The organism is Polaromonas sp. OV174, assembly GCF_900112285.1.
Taxonomy (GTDB): Bacteria; Pseudomonadota; Gammaproteobacteria; order Burkholderiales; family Burkholderiaceae_C; genus Polaromonas.
The window spans coordinates 52,040-67,491 of record NZ_FOKZ01000008.1 but is presented as its reverse complement, the minus strand read 5'-3'; the positions used below and the strand labels follow the sequence as shown (position 1 = coordinate 67,491).

The following is a 15,452-nucleotide window of genomic DNA, read 5'->3' as shown; positions in this document are numbered from 1 at the left end:
CAAAAGGAATCTGTTGGTCGTCAAAATTAGACAAAACGATCATAAACGAAGAAAATAGAACGAATACGAAACTTTTGGCTATCCAGAAACCCCTATGAGCACAGAATCCTTGCCCGCAGCGACGCAACGTCAAGCCCTGATGGAGCGGCTTGCCGCGCAGCGGCAATACGATCTTGCCGTCATTGGCGGCGGCGCTACCGGCTTGGGGGTGGCGCTGGACGCCGCCGCACGCGGCTTTTCCGTGGTGCTGGTCGAATCGCATGACTTTGCCAAGGGCACTTCGTCGCGCGCCACCAAGCTGGTGCATGGCGGCGTGCGCTATCTGGCCCAGGGCAATATCTCCCTGGTGCGCGAGGCCTTGCGCGAGCGCAGCACGCTGCTGGCCAATGCGCCGCACCTGGCGCAGCCGCTGCCCTTTGTGATGCCTTCCTACAAGTTCTGGGAAGCGCCTTTTTATGGCGTGGGGCTCAAGATGTATGACGCCCTGGCCGGTCAGGCCGGGCTGGGGAGCACGGAATTTTTGAACCGGCAGGAAACCCAGGGCTGCTTGCCCACCGTTCAATCGCAAGGCCTCAAGGGCGGCGTCAAGTACTGGGATGGCCAGTTTGACGATGCGAGGCTGGCGCTGGCGCTGGCCCGCAGCGCAGCACGTCAGGGCGCGCTGCTGGTGAATTACTGTGCGGCGACCGGCCTGATCCACGAAGACGGCAAGCTGGTGGGTTTTCATGCGCGAGACCAGGAAACGGGCAGGCAGTTTGAGCTGAGGGCGCGTTGCGTGGTGAATGCGACCGGCGTCTGGGTGGATCAATTGCGCCTGCAGGACGGCCAGGCCATAGGACGCACGGCCAAGCCCATGGTGGCGCCCAGCCAGGGCGTGCATATCGTGGTGGACCGCGAGTTTTTGCCGACCGACCATGCCATGCTGATCCCCAAGACGGCGGATGGCCGGGTGTTGTTTGCCGTGCCCTGGCTGGGCAAGATCATTCTCGGCACCACCGACACGCCGCGCCACGACCTGGCCCGGGAGCCGCTGCCCTTCAAGGAGGAGGTCGATTTCATTCTGCGTGAGTCGGCCCGTTACCTGAGTCGTGCGCCCGGCCGGGCCGATATCAAAAGCATCTGGGTCGGGCTGCGGCCACTGGTCAAGCCGCCCGAGGACGATGCCGGCAACACCCAGGCGCTGTCGCGCGAACACACCGTGCTGGTGAGCCAAAGTGGCCTGGTCACGGTGACGGGTGGCAAATGGACCACTTATAGAGCCATGGCCGAAGACGTGCTGGACAAATGCTTTGCCGCCGACCTGCTGCCGACACGCGGCGGGGCCGTGACCTCGCAGCTGAAGTTGGTGGGAGCCCAGGAATCGACCCACAAGATCAGCGATACGCCCGGGCTGCATCTATATGGCAGCGAGGCGGCGGCGGTGCAGGGCCTGCCGGGCGCGGAGCGCATGCTGGGCGGCGGCTTGAGCGAGGCCATGGTGCGCTTCGCCGCCCGCTACGAGTACGCGCGTTGTGTCGAGGACGTGCTGGCGCGCCGCTCCCGTCTGTTGTTCCTGGATGCGGCGCTGGCCCGCTCCATGGCGACCGAGGTGGCTGTGCTGTTGCAGCAGGAAACTGGCGTGGATCCGCAACTGGAGGCATTTTTGGCCTTGTGCGAGCAATACCTTGCCTGGCCGGCCTGAGCTTGAAAGTCAAGCCGCAATACTCATTTTGATAGCTAACAGCGGCCGTCCTTATTGGGCTAGAGCCGTATTTCGTGCTGGTGTTTGATCCACCGTGCCGCTACGGCCTTGTTGCAGTGTGAATCTGTTTGCAGATTGTTTCGAATTCTTCTGGGCTTATTTGCACGAAGGCCTGTTGACAGTGGTATTTGATTCCGACATAATTGTGGGCTTCGCTCTAAAAGGCGGAGAATTCTGACTTAATAGCCCAATTGGAAGCATTGCAAGTGGTTTGCGGTGTGGACGACGGGCCCAAGACTGATTGGCTGGTGGTTTGCGATAAGCGGGCTGCCTATGGCTGGTGCAAGTTGGGACTAAATTTAAATGATTCAAACGCAATCCAAACTCGATGTTGCTGACAACACGGGTGCTAAATCCGTGATGTGCATCAAGGTGCTGGGCGGATCCAAGCGCCGGTACGCCAGCGTTGGTGATGTCATCAAGGTGAGCATCAAAGAAGCCGCTCCACGTGGCCGCGTCAAAAAAGGCGAGGTTTACAGTGCTGTGGTCGTTCGCACCGCCAAGGGCATCCGCCGTGGCGATGGCTCGCTCGTCAAATTCGACGGCAACGCAGCAGTGCTGCTTAACGCCAAGCTGGAGCCAATCGGCACCCGCATCTTCGGACCAGTGACGCGCGAGCTGCGCACTGAAAAGTTCATGAAGATCGTGTCTTTGGCTCCTGAAGTTCTGTAAGGGCAGAGGCAATGAACAAGATTCGCAAAGGCGACGAGATCATCGTGATCACGGGTCGCGACAAGGGTAAGCGCGGAACGATCTCGTTGCGCGTCGATGACAGCCATGTGCTGGTTGACGGAATCAACCTGGTGAAGAAACACACCAAGCCAAATCCGCTCAAGGGCACCACCGGTGGCATCGTTGAAAAGAGCATGCCGATTCACCAGTCCAACGTAGCAATTTTCAATGCTGCTTCGGGCAAGGCGGATCGCGTTGGGATCAAGTTGTTGGCTGACGGCAAAAAAGTGCGCGTCTTCAAGTCCAGCGGCGAAGAAATTAAGGCTGCATAAAAATGGCACGCTTGCAAGATCAATACCGCGAAAAAATCGCACCTGCCCTGATTGAAAAATTCGGCTACACGACGCCTATGCAGGTGCCACGCATCACCAAGATCACGCTCAATATGGGTGTGAGCGAGGCGGTTGCAGACAAGAAGGTCATGGACAACGCCGTTGGCGACATGGCCAAGATTGCTGGCCAGAAGCCTGTTGTGACCAAGGCCAAGAAAGCTATCGCTGGTTTCAAAATCCGCGAAGACTTGCCAATCGGTTGCATGGTGACCCTGCGCGGCGTCCAGATGTATGAATTCCTCGATCGTTTCGTGACCGTGGCTTTGCCCCGCGTTCGTGACTTCCGTGGTATTTCTGGTCGCGCCTTTGACGGCCGTGGCAACTACAACATCGGCGTTAAAGAACAAATTATTTTCCCTGAAATTGAGTACGACAAGGTTGATGCCTTGCGTGGTCTCAATATCAGCATTACTACAACGGCAAAGACCGATGAAGAGTGCAAAGCGCTCCTCACCGCCTTCCGTTTTCCGTTCAAGAACTGAGGCGGGATATGGCAAAACAAGCATTACTGCAACGTGAACTGAAGCGCGACAAGCTCGCCGCCAAGTTCGCCAAGAAATACGCTGAACTCAAGGCAACCGCCAACGATTTCAAACGCACCGATGATGAGCGCGCTCTGGCTCGCCTTGAGTTGCAAAAGTTGCCCCGCAACGCAAACCCGACACGTCAGCGCAACCGCTGCGCGATCACGGGTCGTCCGCGTGGCACGTTCCGTCAATTCGGCTTGGCTCGCGCCAAGATTCGTGAGTTGGCTTTTGCTGGTGATATCCCTGGTATCACCAAGGCAAGCTGGTAAGCAATAGGAGAACCGCAAATGAGTATGAGTGATCCTATCGCCGACATGTTGACTCGCATCCGCAATGCGCAAATGGTTGAAAAAGCCGTTGTGCAGGTGCCGTCTTCGAAAGTCAAAGTTGCTATTGCACAGGTTTTGAAGGATGAGGGCTATATCGATGGCTTCTCCGTCAAGGCTAACGATGGCAAGCCCCAACTGGAAATCGCCCTGAAGTACTACGCAGGTCGCCCCGTGATTGAGCGCATTGAGCGCGTCAGCCGCCCGGGCCTGCGTGTTTACAAAGGTCATGGTGCCATTCCCCAGGTCATGAATGGCCTTGGTGTGGCAATTGTTACGACGCCCCAGGGTGTCATGACTGATCGCAAGGCGCGCGCTACCGGTACCGGTGGTGAAGTGCTGTGCTACGTGGCCTAACGGCGGCATTGAGGAGTAACTGAAATGTCTCGTGTAGCAAAAATGCCGGTCGCCATACCTCAGGGTGTGGATGTGGCCATTAAAGACGACCAAATTAATGTCAAGGGTGCTCTGGGCACCTTGGCACAGGCGCAGAACGCACTTGTCACCATCAAGAACGATGACGGCAAGCTGACCTTTGCACCTGCCAACGACTCGCGTGAAGCCAATGCCATGAGCGGCACCATGCGTCAGCTCGTGAACAACATGGTGACGGGTGTTACCAAGGGCTTCGAAAAGAAGCTCAGCCTGATCGGTGTGGGTTACAAGGCTCAGGCGCAAGGCGCCAAGCTGAACCTCACGGTCGGTTATTCGCACCCCGTGATCATGGACATGCCCGCAGGCATTACCGTCGCAACCCCCACGCCCACTGAAGTGGTGATCAAGGGTTCTGACCGCCAGCGCGTTGGCCAGATCGCTGCTGAAGTTCGTGCTGTTCGTCCTCCCGAGCCTTACAAGGGCAAGGGCATCCGTTATGCGGATGAGAAGATCACGATCAAAGAAACCAAGAAGAAATAAGGAGCTGCAACATGTTGACCAAAAAAGAGCAGCGCCTTCGTCGTTCACGCCAGACCCGCATCCGCATTGCCAATCAAGGCGTGGCGCGTTTGTCCGTGAATCGCACCAATCTGCATATTTACGCCAGTGTTATTTCTGGCGACGGCTCCAAAGTTCTGGCTGCTGCATCCACTGCTGAAGTGGAAGTGCGCAAGGAAATCGGCGGCGCTGGCAAGGGTGGAAATGTTGCTGCTGCGCAAGCCATTGGCAAGCGTATTGCTGAAAAGGCAAAAGCAGCAGGTGTAGAAAAAGTGGCGTTTGATCGCGCCGGTTTTGCGTACCATGGCCGCGTTAAAGCGCTGGCTGATGCGGCTCGCGAAGCTGGTTTGCAGTTCTAAGCAGACTGGAATTAAGTATGGCTAAGTTTCAAGCTAAATCGCAAAACGACGCTCCAGACGATGGTCTGAAGGAAAAGATGATCGCGATCAACCGCGTGACCAAAGTGGTGAAAGGCGGCCGTATTCTCGGTTTCGCCGCACTCACGGTGGTTGGTGACGGTGATGGTCGCGTTGGCATGGGCAAGGGCAAGTCGAAAGAAGTGCCTGCAGCTGTGCAAAAGGCAATGGAAGAAGCGCGTCGCAACATGACCAAAGTGTCATTGAAGAACGGCACGCTTCACCACAATGTATTCGGTCACCACGGTGCAGCCAACGTCATGATGGCGCCAGCTCCCAAGGGTACCGGCATCATTGCTGGCGGTCCGATGCGTGCAGTTTTCGAAGTGATGGGCATTACCGATATCGTGGCTAAGAGCCATGGTTCGAGCAACCCTTACAACATGGTGCGTGCCACCATGGATGCACTGAAAAACTCCACCACGGCCTCCGATATCGCGGCCAAGCGCGGCAAATCAGTCGAAGAAATCTTCGGCTAAGGCGGACAGTGAAATGACCAAAGAAACCAAAGTAAAAGTCCAACTGGTTCGCAGCCCGATTGGCACCCAGGAATCACACCGCGCTACTGTGCGTGGTTTGGGCCTGCGTGGCGTCAATAGCGTCAGCGAATTGCAGGACACGCCCGCAGTGCGCGGCATGATCAACAAGATCAGTTATCTGGTCAAGATTATCTGAGCGGGAGATTCAAATGGAATTGAACACTATCAAGCCAGGCCAGGGCGCCAAACATGCCAAGCGGCGTGTTGGCCGTGGCATCGGCTCTGGCTTGGGTAAAACGGCCGGTCGTGGCCACAAGGGTCAAAAATCGCGTTCGGGTGGCTACCACAAGGTAGGCTTCGAAGGCGGTCAGATGCCTATGCAGCGCCGCTTGCCAAAGCGTGGCTTCAAGTCGCATCTGCTGAAATTCAATGCCGAGGTAACTCTGACGGCTTTGGAGCAGCTCGGTCTGGCTGAAGTTGATTTGTTGACGTTGAAGACTTCTGGCCTGGTCGGTCAGATCGCCAAAAACGTCAAGGTCATCAACACCGGAACGCTGACCAAGGCAGTCAAACTGAATGGCATTTCTGCTACGGCAGCTGCCAAGGTCATTATTGAAGCCGCTGGCGGCTCCATTGCTTAATACTTGACGGGACCAATCAGTGGCAACCAACTCGGCTCAAATTGCAAAAACCGGCAAGTACGGTGACTTGCGCAACAGGCTTGTGTTCTTGCTACTGGCGCTGGTTGTCTACCGCGTTGGTGCGCACATTCCTGTTCCCGGTATTGATCCAGGACAGCTCAAGGAGCTGTTCAAGGGTCAGCAGGGCGGCATATTGAACTTGTTCAATATGTTCTCAGGTGGCGCATTGTCGAGATTTACGGTGTTTGCCTTGGGCATCATGCCTTACATCTCGGCCTCCATCATCATGCAGCTGCTCACCTATGTGGTTCCCACATTCGAGCAGATGAAAAAAGAGGGTGAAAGCGGTCGGCGCAAGATTACACAGTACACACGCTATGGAACACTGGCACTTGCCTTGTTCCAATCCATGGGTATTGCTGTTGCGCTGGAGAGCTCGCCAGGTCTGGTTTTGGTACCCGGCTTCGGGTTCAGAATGACGGCTGTGTTCAGTTTGACGGCTGGAACAATGTTTTTGATGTGGCTGGGTGAGCAGATTACCGAGCGTGGTTTGGGCAATGGCATTTCGATCCTGATTTTTGCAGGCATCGCTGCAGGCTTGCCAAGCGCTTTGGGTGGTTTGCTGGAGCTGGTACGTACTGGCGCCATGAGCATTCTCATTGCGATCGTGATCGTTGCCGTTGTTGTGTTGGTGACCTATTTTGTGGTGTTTGTTGAACGCGGTCAGCGCAAGATTCTTGTGAATTACGCCCGTCGACAGGTGGGTAACAAGGTATATGGTGGTCAGTCTTCGCACTTGCCGCTGAAGCTGAATATGGCAGGCGTGATTCCTCCCATCTTCGCCTCGTCCATTATTTTGTTGCCTGCTACGGTGGTTGGATGGTTCAGCTCGGGTGAAAGCATGCGCTGGTTGAAGGATATCGCCAGCACCTTGACGCCCGGTCAGCCCATCTACGTGATGCTCTATGCCAGCGCGATCGTGTTTTTCTGCTTCTTCTACACCGCGTTGGTGTTTAACAGCCGGGAAACAGCCGACAACCTGAAAAAGAGTGGAGCTTTCATCCCAGGAATTCGTCCTGGTGATCAGACAGCTCGTTACATTGACAAGATTCTGGTTCGCTTGACGCTGGCTGGAGCGGTCTACATCACCTTCGTGTGTTTGCTGCCTGAGTTTTTGATTTTGAAATACAACGTGCCGTTTTACTTCGGTGGAACGTCGTTGATGATTATTGTTGTGGTCACTATGGACTTCATGGCCCAGGTTCAGAATTACATGATGTCGCAGCAGTATGAATCGTTGCTGAAAAAGGCCAACTTCAAGACGTGATGTTTTGATTGACCTGACGATTTAAGGCGAGCACATGGTGTGTTCCGTTCCGGGTAAGCACAGATTGAAAGTTTAGGAGAATAAAATGAGAGTTTCAGCTTCGGTTAAGAAAATTTGCCGCAACTGCAAAATCATCCGTCGCAAGGGCGTTGTACGCGTGATCTGTACCGATCCACGTCACAAACAGCGCCAAGGCTGATTTTTAAGAGATTTAGAGGACGCACATGGCTCGTATCGCTGGTATCAATATTCCGCCGCAGAAGCACGCCGAAATCGGTTTGACTGCAATCTTTGGCATTGGTCGCACTCGCGCTCGCAAAATCTGCGAAGCTTGTGAGATTGACTACGCAAAGAAAATCAAAGATCTGACTGACGGTGATCTGGAGAAAATCCGTGATCAAATCGCTCTGTTCACCATTGAAGGCGATTTGCGTCGTGAAACCACGATGAACATCAAGCGCTTGATGGACATCGGCTGCTATCGCGGTTTCCGTCATCGTCGTGGCTTGCCCATGCGTGGTCAACGCACCCGGACCAATGCTCGTACCCGTAAGGGTCCGCGTAAAGCCGCTGCGTCGTTGAAGAAATAATTGAGAGGTCGTCATGGCAAAATCAGCAAACAATAGCGCCGCACAACGCGTTCGCAAAAAGGTTCGTAAGAACGTGGCCGATGGCATTGCCCACGTCCACGCATCTTTCAACAACACCATCATCACGATTACGGATCGTCAAGGCAATGCCTTGTCGTGGGCGTCTTCGGGTGGTCAGGGTTTCAAAGGTTCGCGTAAGTCGACACCTTTTGCCGCCCAGGTTGCTTCGGAAGTGGCCGGTCGCGCTGCCATTGAGCAGGGTATCAAAAACCTTGATGTAGAAATCAAGGGACCCGGCCCAGGCCGTGAGTCATCTGTACGAGCACTAGGTGCGTTGGGCATTCGAATCAATTCGATCGCCGACGTGACCCCAGTCCCGCACAATGGCTGCCGTCCTCAAAAACGCCGTCGCATTTAATTGTATTGTTGCGCCTGGTCGTTTGCTTTGCAGGCGGCCAGGCGTCAGCATTTTTATCAAGCCCACCGCCATCAGGTTACTACCTGCGGCTCCTGCAGTAAATGCAGCAGATGACACAAGGATATTCAAGTGGCACGTTACCTCGGCCCCAAGGCCAAACTTTCCCGCCGTGAAGGCACCGATCTTTTCCTGAAAAGCGCTCGCCGCTCGATCAGCGACAAAGCCAAATTTGACTCCAAGCCTGGTCAGCACGGCCGTACCTCCGGTACCCGCACGTCCGACTACGGTCTGCAGCTGCGTGAAAAGCAGAAGGTCAAGCGCATGTATGGCGTTCTCGAAAAGCAGTTCCGCCGCTATTTCGAAGAAGCTGACCGTCGCAAAGGCAACACCGGCGCCAATTTACTGTCCGTGCTGGAGTCCCGCCTGGACAATGTGGTTTACCGTATGGGCTTTGGCTCCACGCGTGCAGAAGCTCGCCAGTTGGTGTCGCATAAAGCCATGACGGTGAATGGCCAGTCGGTCAACATTCCGTCTTACATGGTTAAGGCCGGTGACGTCATTGCCGTGCGCGAAAAGTCGAAAAAGCAGACCCGTATTACCGAAGCTCTCGAGCTGGCCAAACAAGTGGGCTTGCCTGCCTGGGTGGACGTGAATTCTGATAAGGGCGAAGGCGTCTTCAAGAAGGTGCCTGATCGTGACGAATTTGCCGCTGACATCAACGAATCGTTGATCGTCGAGTTGTATTCACGTTAATTTTTCCCGTTCCTGCGATACGGTCAACGTATCGCCAGGGTGTGCTTCGCCAGCCTTATCGGTGTAACGAGCCGAGGGTATTGAGAGGAAGACTGCATGCAGACTAATTTGTTAAAACCAAAAACTATCAATGTTGAGCAGCTTGGCGCCAATCGTGCCAAGGTGACTCTGGAACCTTTTGAGCGTGGCTATGGCCATACGCTGGGTAACGCGCTGCGCCGTGTACTGCTGTCATCGATGGTGGGTCACGCTGCAACCGAAGTGACCATCGCTGGCGTTCTGCACGAATATTCTTCCATTGATGGCGTTCAAGAGGATGTCGTCAATATCTTGTTGAACCTCAAGGGCGTGGTCTTCAAGTTGCATAACCGCGACGAAGTCACCTTGAGCTTGCGCAAGGATGGTGAAGGTCCTGTGACCGCTGCCGATATCCAGACGCCGCATGACGTAGAAATCATCAACCCTGATCACGTCATCATGAATCTGTCGCACGGCGGCAAGATCGACATGCAGATCAAGGTGGAGAATGGCCGCGGCTATGTACCTGGCAACCTGCGTCGCTATGGCGATGAGTCGCCAAAGTCGATTGGCCGCATTGTTCTGGATGCGTCTTTCTCGCCGGTCAAGCGCGTTAGCTACATCGTTGAAAGCGCCCGTGTTGAGCAACGTACGGACCTGGACAAGCTGGTACTCGAGATCGAAACCAATGGTGCGGTGTCAGCTGAAGATGCTGTCCGCGCATCGGCTAAAATTCTGGTTGAACAGCTTGTTGTGTTTGCACAGCTTGAAGGCGGTGTCGGTGCCATCATCGATAAACCGCATGCCGTTTCCCAGCAGTTTGACCCGATTTTGCTGCGCCCGGTCGATGAGTTGGAGCTCACCGTGCGCTCGGCCAACTGCCTGAAAGCAGAAAACATTTATTACATTGGTGATCTGATCCAACGTACCGAAAATGAACTGCTGAAGACGCCTAATTTGGGCCGGAAATCTCTTAATGAGATCAAGGAAGTCTTGGCTTCACGCGGGCTGACACTTGGAATGCGTCTTGAAAGCTGGCCTCCTGCAGGCCTCGACAAGCGTTAATTTGTAAATTGACCATCTTATGGATGGCGCACGGGCAGTACCTGATACGGCTGCCCGAATATTAAAAAGGAAATTACCATGCGACACGGACACGGACTACGTAAACTTAACCGCACTAGCGAGCACCGCCTTGCCATGCTGCGCAACATGATGAATTCATTGCTTAAGCATGAAGCCATCAAGACCACGCTGCCCAAGGCCAAGGAATTGCGCCGTGTGGTTGAGCCGATGATCACGCTCAGCAAAACGCCTACTTTGGCCAATAAACGCCTGGCATTTGACCGTTTGCGCGATCGCGACATGGTGGTTAAGCTGTTTGCTGAATTGGGTCCTCGTTACCAGGCTCGTCCTGGTGGCTACACCCGTATTTTGAAAATGGGTTTCCGCGTTGGCGACAATGCACCTATGGCATTGGTTGAGTTGGTTGATCGCCCTGAAGTTTCTGAAGAAACTTCGGCCAATGTGGCTGAATAATAGAGTATAATAAATACATATCGCGCGGTGGAGCAGCCTGGTAGCTCGTTGGGCTCATAACCCAAAGGTCGTAAGTTCAAATCTTGCCCGCGCAACCAATAATCCAACCTTCTAGGTTGGTAGAAAAAACGCCCACTTCACGTGGGCGTTTTGCTTTCAGGGGTGAACTCGCCAATTCAAGGTCTGTTTTCCGCTCTTGAAAATAAAACAATCAATCGGTCGTGAGTTCTGAGTGTCGAGGATGGATTTCGATATCCAGACCGCTCGAGTCGCCTTCGACTCACGCCATTTTGATCAAAAATTGTTTTAAATCAATGATTTAAAACGTCTTTCCGAAGGCATCCCTCGTGCCTCTCTGTCTATTGTCTGCATATCCATGAATATTACGGTCAACGAAGAACTTCTTGCTTACATTGATCCGCTGACTCCCGAAGAGCGCGCTGCTCTTGAGCGAAGTCTCTTGGCCGAGGGATGTCGCGATGCCTTGGTGTTGTGGGGTGAAGTTTTGGTCGACGGGCATAACCGTTATGAGATTTGCAGCAGGCACGGCATTCCGTTCAATGTTGTACAGAGTAGCCAGTTCAGCTCCATGGACGACGTGCATTTGTGGATGATTGAGCAGCACCTGGGGCGGCGTAGCGTGTCTGATTTTCAGCGCGGTGTGCTGGCCTTGCGCAAAAAAGATATTCTGGCTTCGCGCGCAAAGCTGCAAGTCAGTGAGACTACGTCGGCGCCAGAGGTGGTAGAGCCCGAGTCCAAGGTCTCCCGCGGCTCCATCGCCAAGCAAGCGCGAATCAGCAGCAATACCATCAGCCAGATCGAAAAAATTCAGCAGTCGGCAGCGCCTGAACTCGTGGCGGCGGTAAAGTCTGGCACGATTTCAATCAATGCGGCGGCCACTGTCGCGTCTTTGCCAGTTGAGGCGCAGGTCGCCGCTGTGGCTGGCGGCAGAAAGGAATTGCAGCAGGCTGCTCGGCAGGTGCGTGAAGCCAAAGCGGTTGAAAGAACTGAACCAGAATCACCCGATGGGATGGTGGCCAGGCTCAGGCAAACCATCACGCAGCTCAGTGCGGAGAATGCCGCACTCAAGGCGAAGTTGACTGCATTGGGCGCTTGATCTTTCTGGGCTGTTCGATTCCTGGGTCAGGCTTTCTGAATACCTGCATCAAGACGGCTTGCTAGCATCGCATTTGTTGATTGATCGATAAGGTGAGCCCTCACGAGCGTGCGCGCTGCCCAGATTTTCGTCATGGTTTCAATGCGAGATTGATACCATATTTTCTGAAATCTTTTCACCGTTTCTGGCTTGGGAAAAGCGTCGACTTCGGGAAATTGATTTCGTTGATCTCAACTTAATATGGTGCATTCTTGGCCCAGTTCCGAGTCATTCGTGCGATGGCTCAGGGCGCCCCGGCTATGCGCCTATCGACAACGAGATCATCATGCGAATCAATCAGCCCGTTACCCAGCGGGAGTACGAGTTTCCCGTCAGCGATCTGCTGGTTTCCACTACCAATACCAAGGGTGTCATTACCCACTGCAATCACGCTTTTGTTGAGGCCAGCGGTTTCAGCTACCAAGAGTTGGTGGGGCAGCCGCACAATCTGATCCGCCACCCGGGTATGCCGGCCGAAGCATTCCGGGACATGTGGCAGACGATAGGCCGTGGTACACCCTGGACCGGTCTGGTCAAAAATCGCCGGAAAAATGGCGACTATTACTGGGTCGAGGCTAATGTCACCCCCATCATGGAGGCGGGCAAGCCGCGGGGCTATCTTTCGGTTCGCATCAAGCCAAGCCGCACGCAAATTGAACAAGCCGAGGCGCTGTATCGCCGCCTGGATGAGGAGCAGAAGGCTGGGCGCCAAAGTTTTGAGCTGAAGGCCGGGCAAGTGCGCCCGCTAGGTCTTGGGGCCTGGATTTACAAGTTGAAGGCGATGCCGCTAACACCTCGATTGGCGCTGGCGTTGCTGGCAACCATTGCGCTGGCAGCCTTGCCTCCGGCACTGGGCATGGTGGGCCCGGCCAGTCTGCTGACCCAGCTCGCCTTGCTGCTGGCTGGCAGCGCAGCCGTTGTATTGTGGTTTCATCAGCGCTTCTCGGTTGCCTTCTTGGAAGCCAACCAGTTTGCGCGTGATCTGGCAGGCTGCAACCTTGCAACTGTCGTGTCGCTTGATTACGCCGAGCCCATGAATTCGCTGATGCGCCGGTTGTTGCAGATACAAATCAATCTGCGCGCCGTGGTGGGTGATGTACGCAGTGAAATCAGTGGTTTCACTCAAACGGCTACCGAGATTGCACAGGGTAGTCAGGATCTTTCCGCTCGCACCGAATCGCAGGCCAGCAGTCTGGAAGAGACGGCCGCATCCATGGAGCAGCTGTCCAGCACGGTGCGTCAGACAGCCGACACCGCGACTCAAGTTTCACGGGAGAGCGAGAGTAGTACACGCGTGGCTACGCGTGGCGGCGAAGCGGTGCAGGAGGTTGGGGTGGCCATGGGGGCAATCAGGCAGTCTTCGCATAAGGTCAGCGAGATCATTGCCGTCATCGAAAGCATCGCCTTTCAAACTAATATTCTCGCGCTCAATGCCGCCGTGGAGGCTGCTCGCGCCGGTGAGCAGGGGCGCGGCTTTGCCGTAGTGGCTGCCGAGGTGCGTGCGCTGGCACAGCGCAGCGGTCATGCGGCCAAGGAAATTCGCGAACTTATCAGCGCCTCGGTGGCTCAGGTGTCGGCCGGTTCCGCGCAAATGGAAAGCGCTGCCAGCACGATCAGGGATGTGATGTCTGCCGTACAGCGCGTTAGTGGATTGGTGCATCAGATCAGCAATGCCACCCATGAGCAGTCGGCCGGAATTTCTCAGGTCAATGAAGCCATCACACAGCTGGACAATGCGACCCAGCAAAATGCGGCTTTGGTAGAGCAGTCCGCCGAATCGGCCGCCACCCTGACCGACAGGTCGCGAACTGTTGCGCGCTCGGTCCAGGTGTTTCGCATGCCCTGAGGCATTGCGGGCTTGGGCCCGATTGGCCTTGTGTTTTGAGCGTCGGGTGTCCGCGCATGCCAGGCGCCCTCCGGCATGGCTCGCCCTGACTGCAGAAAGGGTGCGAAGTCAATCCCGAATATAGCGGGCTGATTTCTGCTTTGTTTGGGGAATGAGTCTCGCCGCCTTTCTTTACAGTTCCCCCTGAAAAGCTTGATGTTGACGTGATGTTTGTTGGATTGAAGCTGCGCAGGGTAAGGCGCAGGCTGACCGTGCGTTTGATGGCTTGCACACGGGGTAAAGGCCGGCTATCTTTGTGCCACTCAACCATGCCCAGGCGTGCCCATGATGATTCGTCTGCGGAACCGCGCGAAGCGCAAGCGGTGATCAACACGGACTATCTGATGCTCACAATCTAACTTTGAAGCTTGATGTTCGAAAATAAATTTCTGGTGCGGGTGCCGCTGCTTGATCCAATGCAGCAAGTCATTGGCTACAAGCTTGCGTGGCAAAAAAAAGAAAATAGCCGCGACAGCTCCAGTTCAACGGATTTGCCGCAACTCCTGGCGCTTGTTGCTGAGCATTTCAGCAACTGCAAATCGGGATGCCTATTTCTGAATGCAGGATTGGCAGCCGTGTCCGCAGAAATGTTGCAAAACATGTCGCCTCAGCACACGGTGTTGATGTTGCGGCAGGAGGATTGTTTAAATGCCGGCAATGTGGCTTCGGCCATGCTGTTGCACTCGCTGGGCTTTGGCTTGGTACTGTGCGATGTGGAGTTCTCCTTTCTGACCTCCAACGAGGCGCTGCTTCCTCTCTTGACGCATGTCGAGGTCAGCGTCGGGCATCCGAATCTGGCAGCCATAAGCAACCTCACCACGCATGTTCAGCCCCCTATATCTTTGGTGATGAACCAGATTTCGGATTGGCGGGAGTGGGATGCTTGTGCCGCCCTTGGCTTGAGTGGTTTTTTTGGGAACCTCTGTTTTACGCCGCGTGCACTGAGGTCATCGGGGGAATTGACTCCGCAGACGGTGTTGATTTTGCAGCTGATGCAAATGGTTCAGGAAAATGCTGATGTCCGTCATCTGGAGAAAGTGCTCAAGCGTGATGCAACGCTTTCATATAGGTTGTTTCGCTACATCAATTCCGCGAGCTTCGGCATAGAGGTTGAGATCCAGTCACTACGACATGCGGTAGCGATGCTGGGTTACACCCCATTGTTTCGCTGGCTCTCGCTATTGCTGGCAACCACCAATGCGGAGGGATTCTCGCCCGCATTGCTGCAGGCGGCGATTGTTCGTGGACGCTTCACCGAGCTGCTTGGTCAGAATTTTCTTTCCAAGGGGGAGTCGGAAAACCTGTTTGTCGTGGGCATGTTCTCTCTCTTGGATCAGTTGCTGGGCGTGCCGATTCAGAGCGTGCTGAAACAGATACTGTTGCCCGAAGCAATTGCGCAAGCCTTGCTGACACGGGATGGCATGTATGGGCCATTCCTGGCTCTGGCCGAGGCGTGCGAGCGAGAGCATGGCTGTGCGTCGGATTTTGCCGATGCCTTGTTCATGACTGCCGCGAGCGTGAACCAGATGCACCTATCGGCCCTTGCGTGGGCACAGAACCTCAAGATCTAAGGGCCAGGTTTTCGCTGCGGCATGAGGACAAGTCCAGCGATTCCTTTCAAGGTGTAGCGGCATACCCG

General features: G+C 54.9%; 21 protein-coding genes and 1 tRNA gene. All 22 read left to right on the top strand.

All coding sequences use genetic code 11. The features are described from left to right. Positions 1 to 94 precede the first annotated feature (94 nt). The 22 genes from BM160_RS09215 (at position 95) to BM160_RS09110 (ending at position 15,384) form a co-directional block, all read left to right on the top strand. A complete protein-coding gene (locus BM160_RS09215) occupies positions 95 to 1,681 on the top strand; it encodes a glycerol-3-phosphate dehydrogenase/oxidase (protein ID WP_092003898.1) in 1,587 nt (528 codons plus the stop codon). Between the two features lie 363 nt (positions 1,682 to 2,044). Beyond that, entirely contained in the window at positions 2,045 to 2,413 is a 369-nt protein-coding gene (rplN, locus tag BM160_RS09210) for a 50S ribosomal protein L14 (protein WP_007869247.1), read from the top strand. A gap of 11 nt (positions 2,414 to 2,424) precedes the next feature. Then, entirely contained in the window at positions 2,425 to 2,745 is a 321-nt protein-coding gene (rplX, locus tag BM160_RS09205) for a 50S ribosomal protein L24 (RefSeq protein WP_092003895.1), read from the top strand. 2 nt (positions 2,746 to 2,747) lie between these two features. Next, entirely contained in the window at positions 2,748 to 3,287 is a 540-nt protein-coding gene (gene rplE, locus BM160_RS09200) for a 50S ribosomal protein L5 (RefSeq protein ID WP_092003892.1), read from the top strand. Between the two features lie 8 nt (positions 3,288 to 3,295). After that, entirely contained in the window at positions 3,296 to 3,601 is a 306-nt protein-coding gene (gene rpsN, locus BM160_RS09195; protein WP_092003889.1) for a 30S ribosomal protein S14, read from the top strand. A gap of 18 nt (positions 3,602 to 3,619) precedes the next feature. Continuing rightward, positions 3,620 to 4,015: a 30S ribosomal protein S8 gene (gene rpsH, locus BM160_RS09190; RefSeq protein WP_092003886.1), complete on the top strand. Its 396-nt coding sequence runs from the start codon at positions 3,620 to 3,622 to the stop codon at positions 4,013 to 4,015. A gap of 24 nt (positions 4,016 to 4,039) precedes the next feature. Continuing rightward, complete coding sequence (gene rplF, locus BM160_RS09185; protein ID WP_092003883.1) at positions 4,040 to 4,573, top strand: 50S ribosomal protein L6; 534 nt, start codon at positions 4,040 to 4,042, stop codon at positions 4,571 to 4,573. A gap of 11 nt (positions 4,574 to 4,584) precedes the next feature. After that, positions 4,585 to 4,950: a 50S ribosomal protein L18 gene (rplR, locus tag BM160_RS09180; RefSeq protein WP_092003880.1), complete on the top strand. Its 366-nt coding sequence runs from the start codon at positions 4,585 to 4,587 to the stop codon at positions 4,948 to 4,950. A gap of 17 nt (positions 4,951 to 4,967) precedes the next feature. Then, positions 4,968 to 5,486, top strand: a complete 519-nt coding sequence (gene rpsE / locus BM160_RS09175) for a 30S ribosomal protein S5 (protein ID WP_011799766.1) — start codon at positions 4,968 to 4,970, stop codon at positions 5,484 to 5,486. A gap of 13 nt (positions 5,487 to 5,499) precedes the next feature. Continuing rightward, positions 5,500 to 5,682, top strand: a complete 183-nt coding sequence (gene rpmD / locus BM160_RS09170; protein ID WP_092003877.1) for a 50S ribosomal protein L30 — start codon at positions 5,500 to 5,502, stop codon at positions 5,680 to 5,682. 13 nt (positions 5,683 to 5,695) lie between these two features. Further along, positions 5,696 to 6,127, top strand: coding sequence for a 50S ribosomal protein L15 (gene rplO / locus BM160_RS09165; RefSeq protein ID WP_092003874.1), 432 nt, complete (start codon positions 5,696 to 5,698; stop codon positions 6,125 to 6,127). Positions 6,128 to 6,146: 19 nt separating this feature from the next. Further along, complete coding sequence (secY, locus tag BM160_RS09160; protein WP_092003871.1) at positions 6,147 to 7,454, top strand: preprotein translocase subunit SecY; 1,308 nt, start codon at positions 6,147 to 6,149, stop codon at positions 7,452 to 7,454. A gap of 85 nt (positions 7,455 to 7,539) precedes the next feature. Next, complete coding sequence (gene rpmJ / locus BM160_RS09155) at positions 7,540 to 7,653, top strand: 50S ribosomal protein L36 (RefSeq protein WP_011481465.1); 114 nt, start codon at positions 7,540 to 7,542, stop codon at positions 7,651 to 7,653. 25 nt (positions 7,654 to 7,678) lie between these two features. Next, positions 7,679 to 8,044: a 30S ribosomal protein S13 gene (gene rpsM / locus BM160_RS09150; RefSeq protein ID WP_092003868.1), complete on the top strand. Its 366-nt coding sequence runs from the start codon at positions 7,679 to 7,681 to the stop codon at positions 8,042 to 8,044. 13 nt (positions 8,045 to 8,057) lie between these two features. Next, positions 8,058 to 8,462 carry a 30S ribosomal protein S11 gene (gene rpsK, locus BM160_RS09145; RefSeq protein ID WP_092003865.1) on the top strand — a complete coding sequence of 135 codons (405 nt, stop codon included), beginning with the start codon at positions 8,058 to 8,060 and terminating at the stop codon, positions 8,460 to 8,462. A 129-nt stretch (positions 8,463 to 8,591) separates the two neighbouring features. Continuing rightward, a complete protein-coding gene (rpsD, locus tag BM160_RS09140) occupies positions 8,592 to 9,215 on the top strand; it encodes a 30S ribosomal protein S4 (RefSeq protein ID WP_092003862.1) in 624 nt (207 codons plus the stop codon). Between the two features lie 96 nt (positions 9,216 to 9,311). Beyond that, entirely contained in the window at positions 9,312 to 10,298 is a 987-nt protein-coding gene (gene rpoA / locus BM160_RS09135) for a DNA-directed RNA polymerase subunit alpha (protein ID WP_092003859.1), read from the top strand. Between the two features lie 78 nt (positions 10,299 to 10,376). Beyond that, positions 10,377 to 10,772 (top strand): 50S ribosomal protein L17, encoded by a 396-nt coding sequence (gene rplQ / locus BM160_RS09130; protein WP_092003856.1) that lies wholly within the window; start codon positions 10,377 to 10,379, stop codon positions 10,770 to 10,772. A gap of 21 nt (positions 10,773 to 10,793) precedes the next feature. Continuing rightward, positions 10,794 to 10,870, top strand: a tRNA-Met gene (locus BM160_RS09125). 278 nt (positions 10,871 to 11,148) lie between these two features. Next, positions 11,149 to 11,889, top strand: coding sequence for a ParB N-terminal domain-containing protein (locus tag BM160_RS09120; protein ID WP_092003853.1), 741 nt, complete (start codon positions 11,149 to 11,151; stop codon positions 11,887 to 11,889). A gap of 325 nt (positions 11,890 to 12,214) precedes the next feature. Further along, positions 12,215 to 13,774, top strand: coding sequence for a methyl-accepting chemotaxis protein (locus BM160_RS09115; RefSeq protein WP_092003850.1), 1,560 nt, complete (start codon positions 12,215 to 12,217; stop codon positions 13,772 to 13,774). A 410-nt stretch (positions 13,775 to 14,184) separates the two neighbouring features. Next, positions 14,185 to 15,384 carry an EAL and HDOD domain-containing protein gene (locus BM160_RS09110; RefSeq protein WP_092003847.1) on the top strand — a complete coding sequence of 400 codons (1,200 nt, stop codon included), beginning with the start codon at positions 14,185 to 14,187 and terminating at the stop codon, positions 15,382 to 15,384. Positions 15,385 to 15,452: the final 68 nt, after the last annotated feature.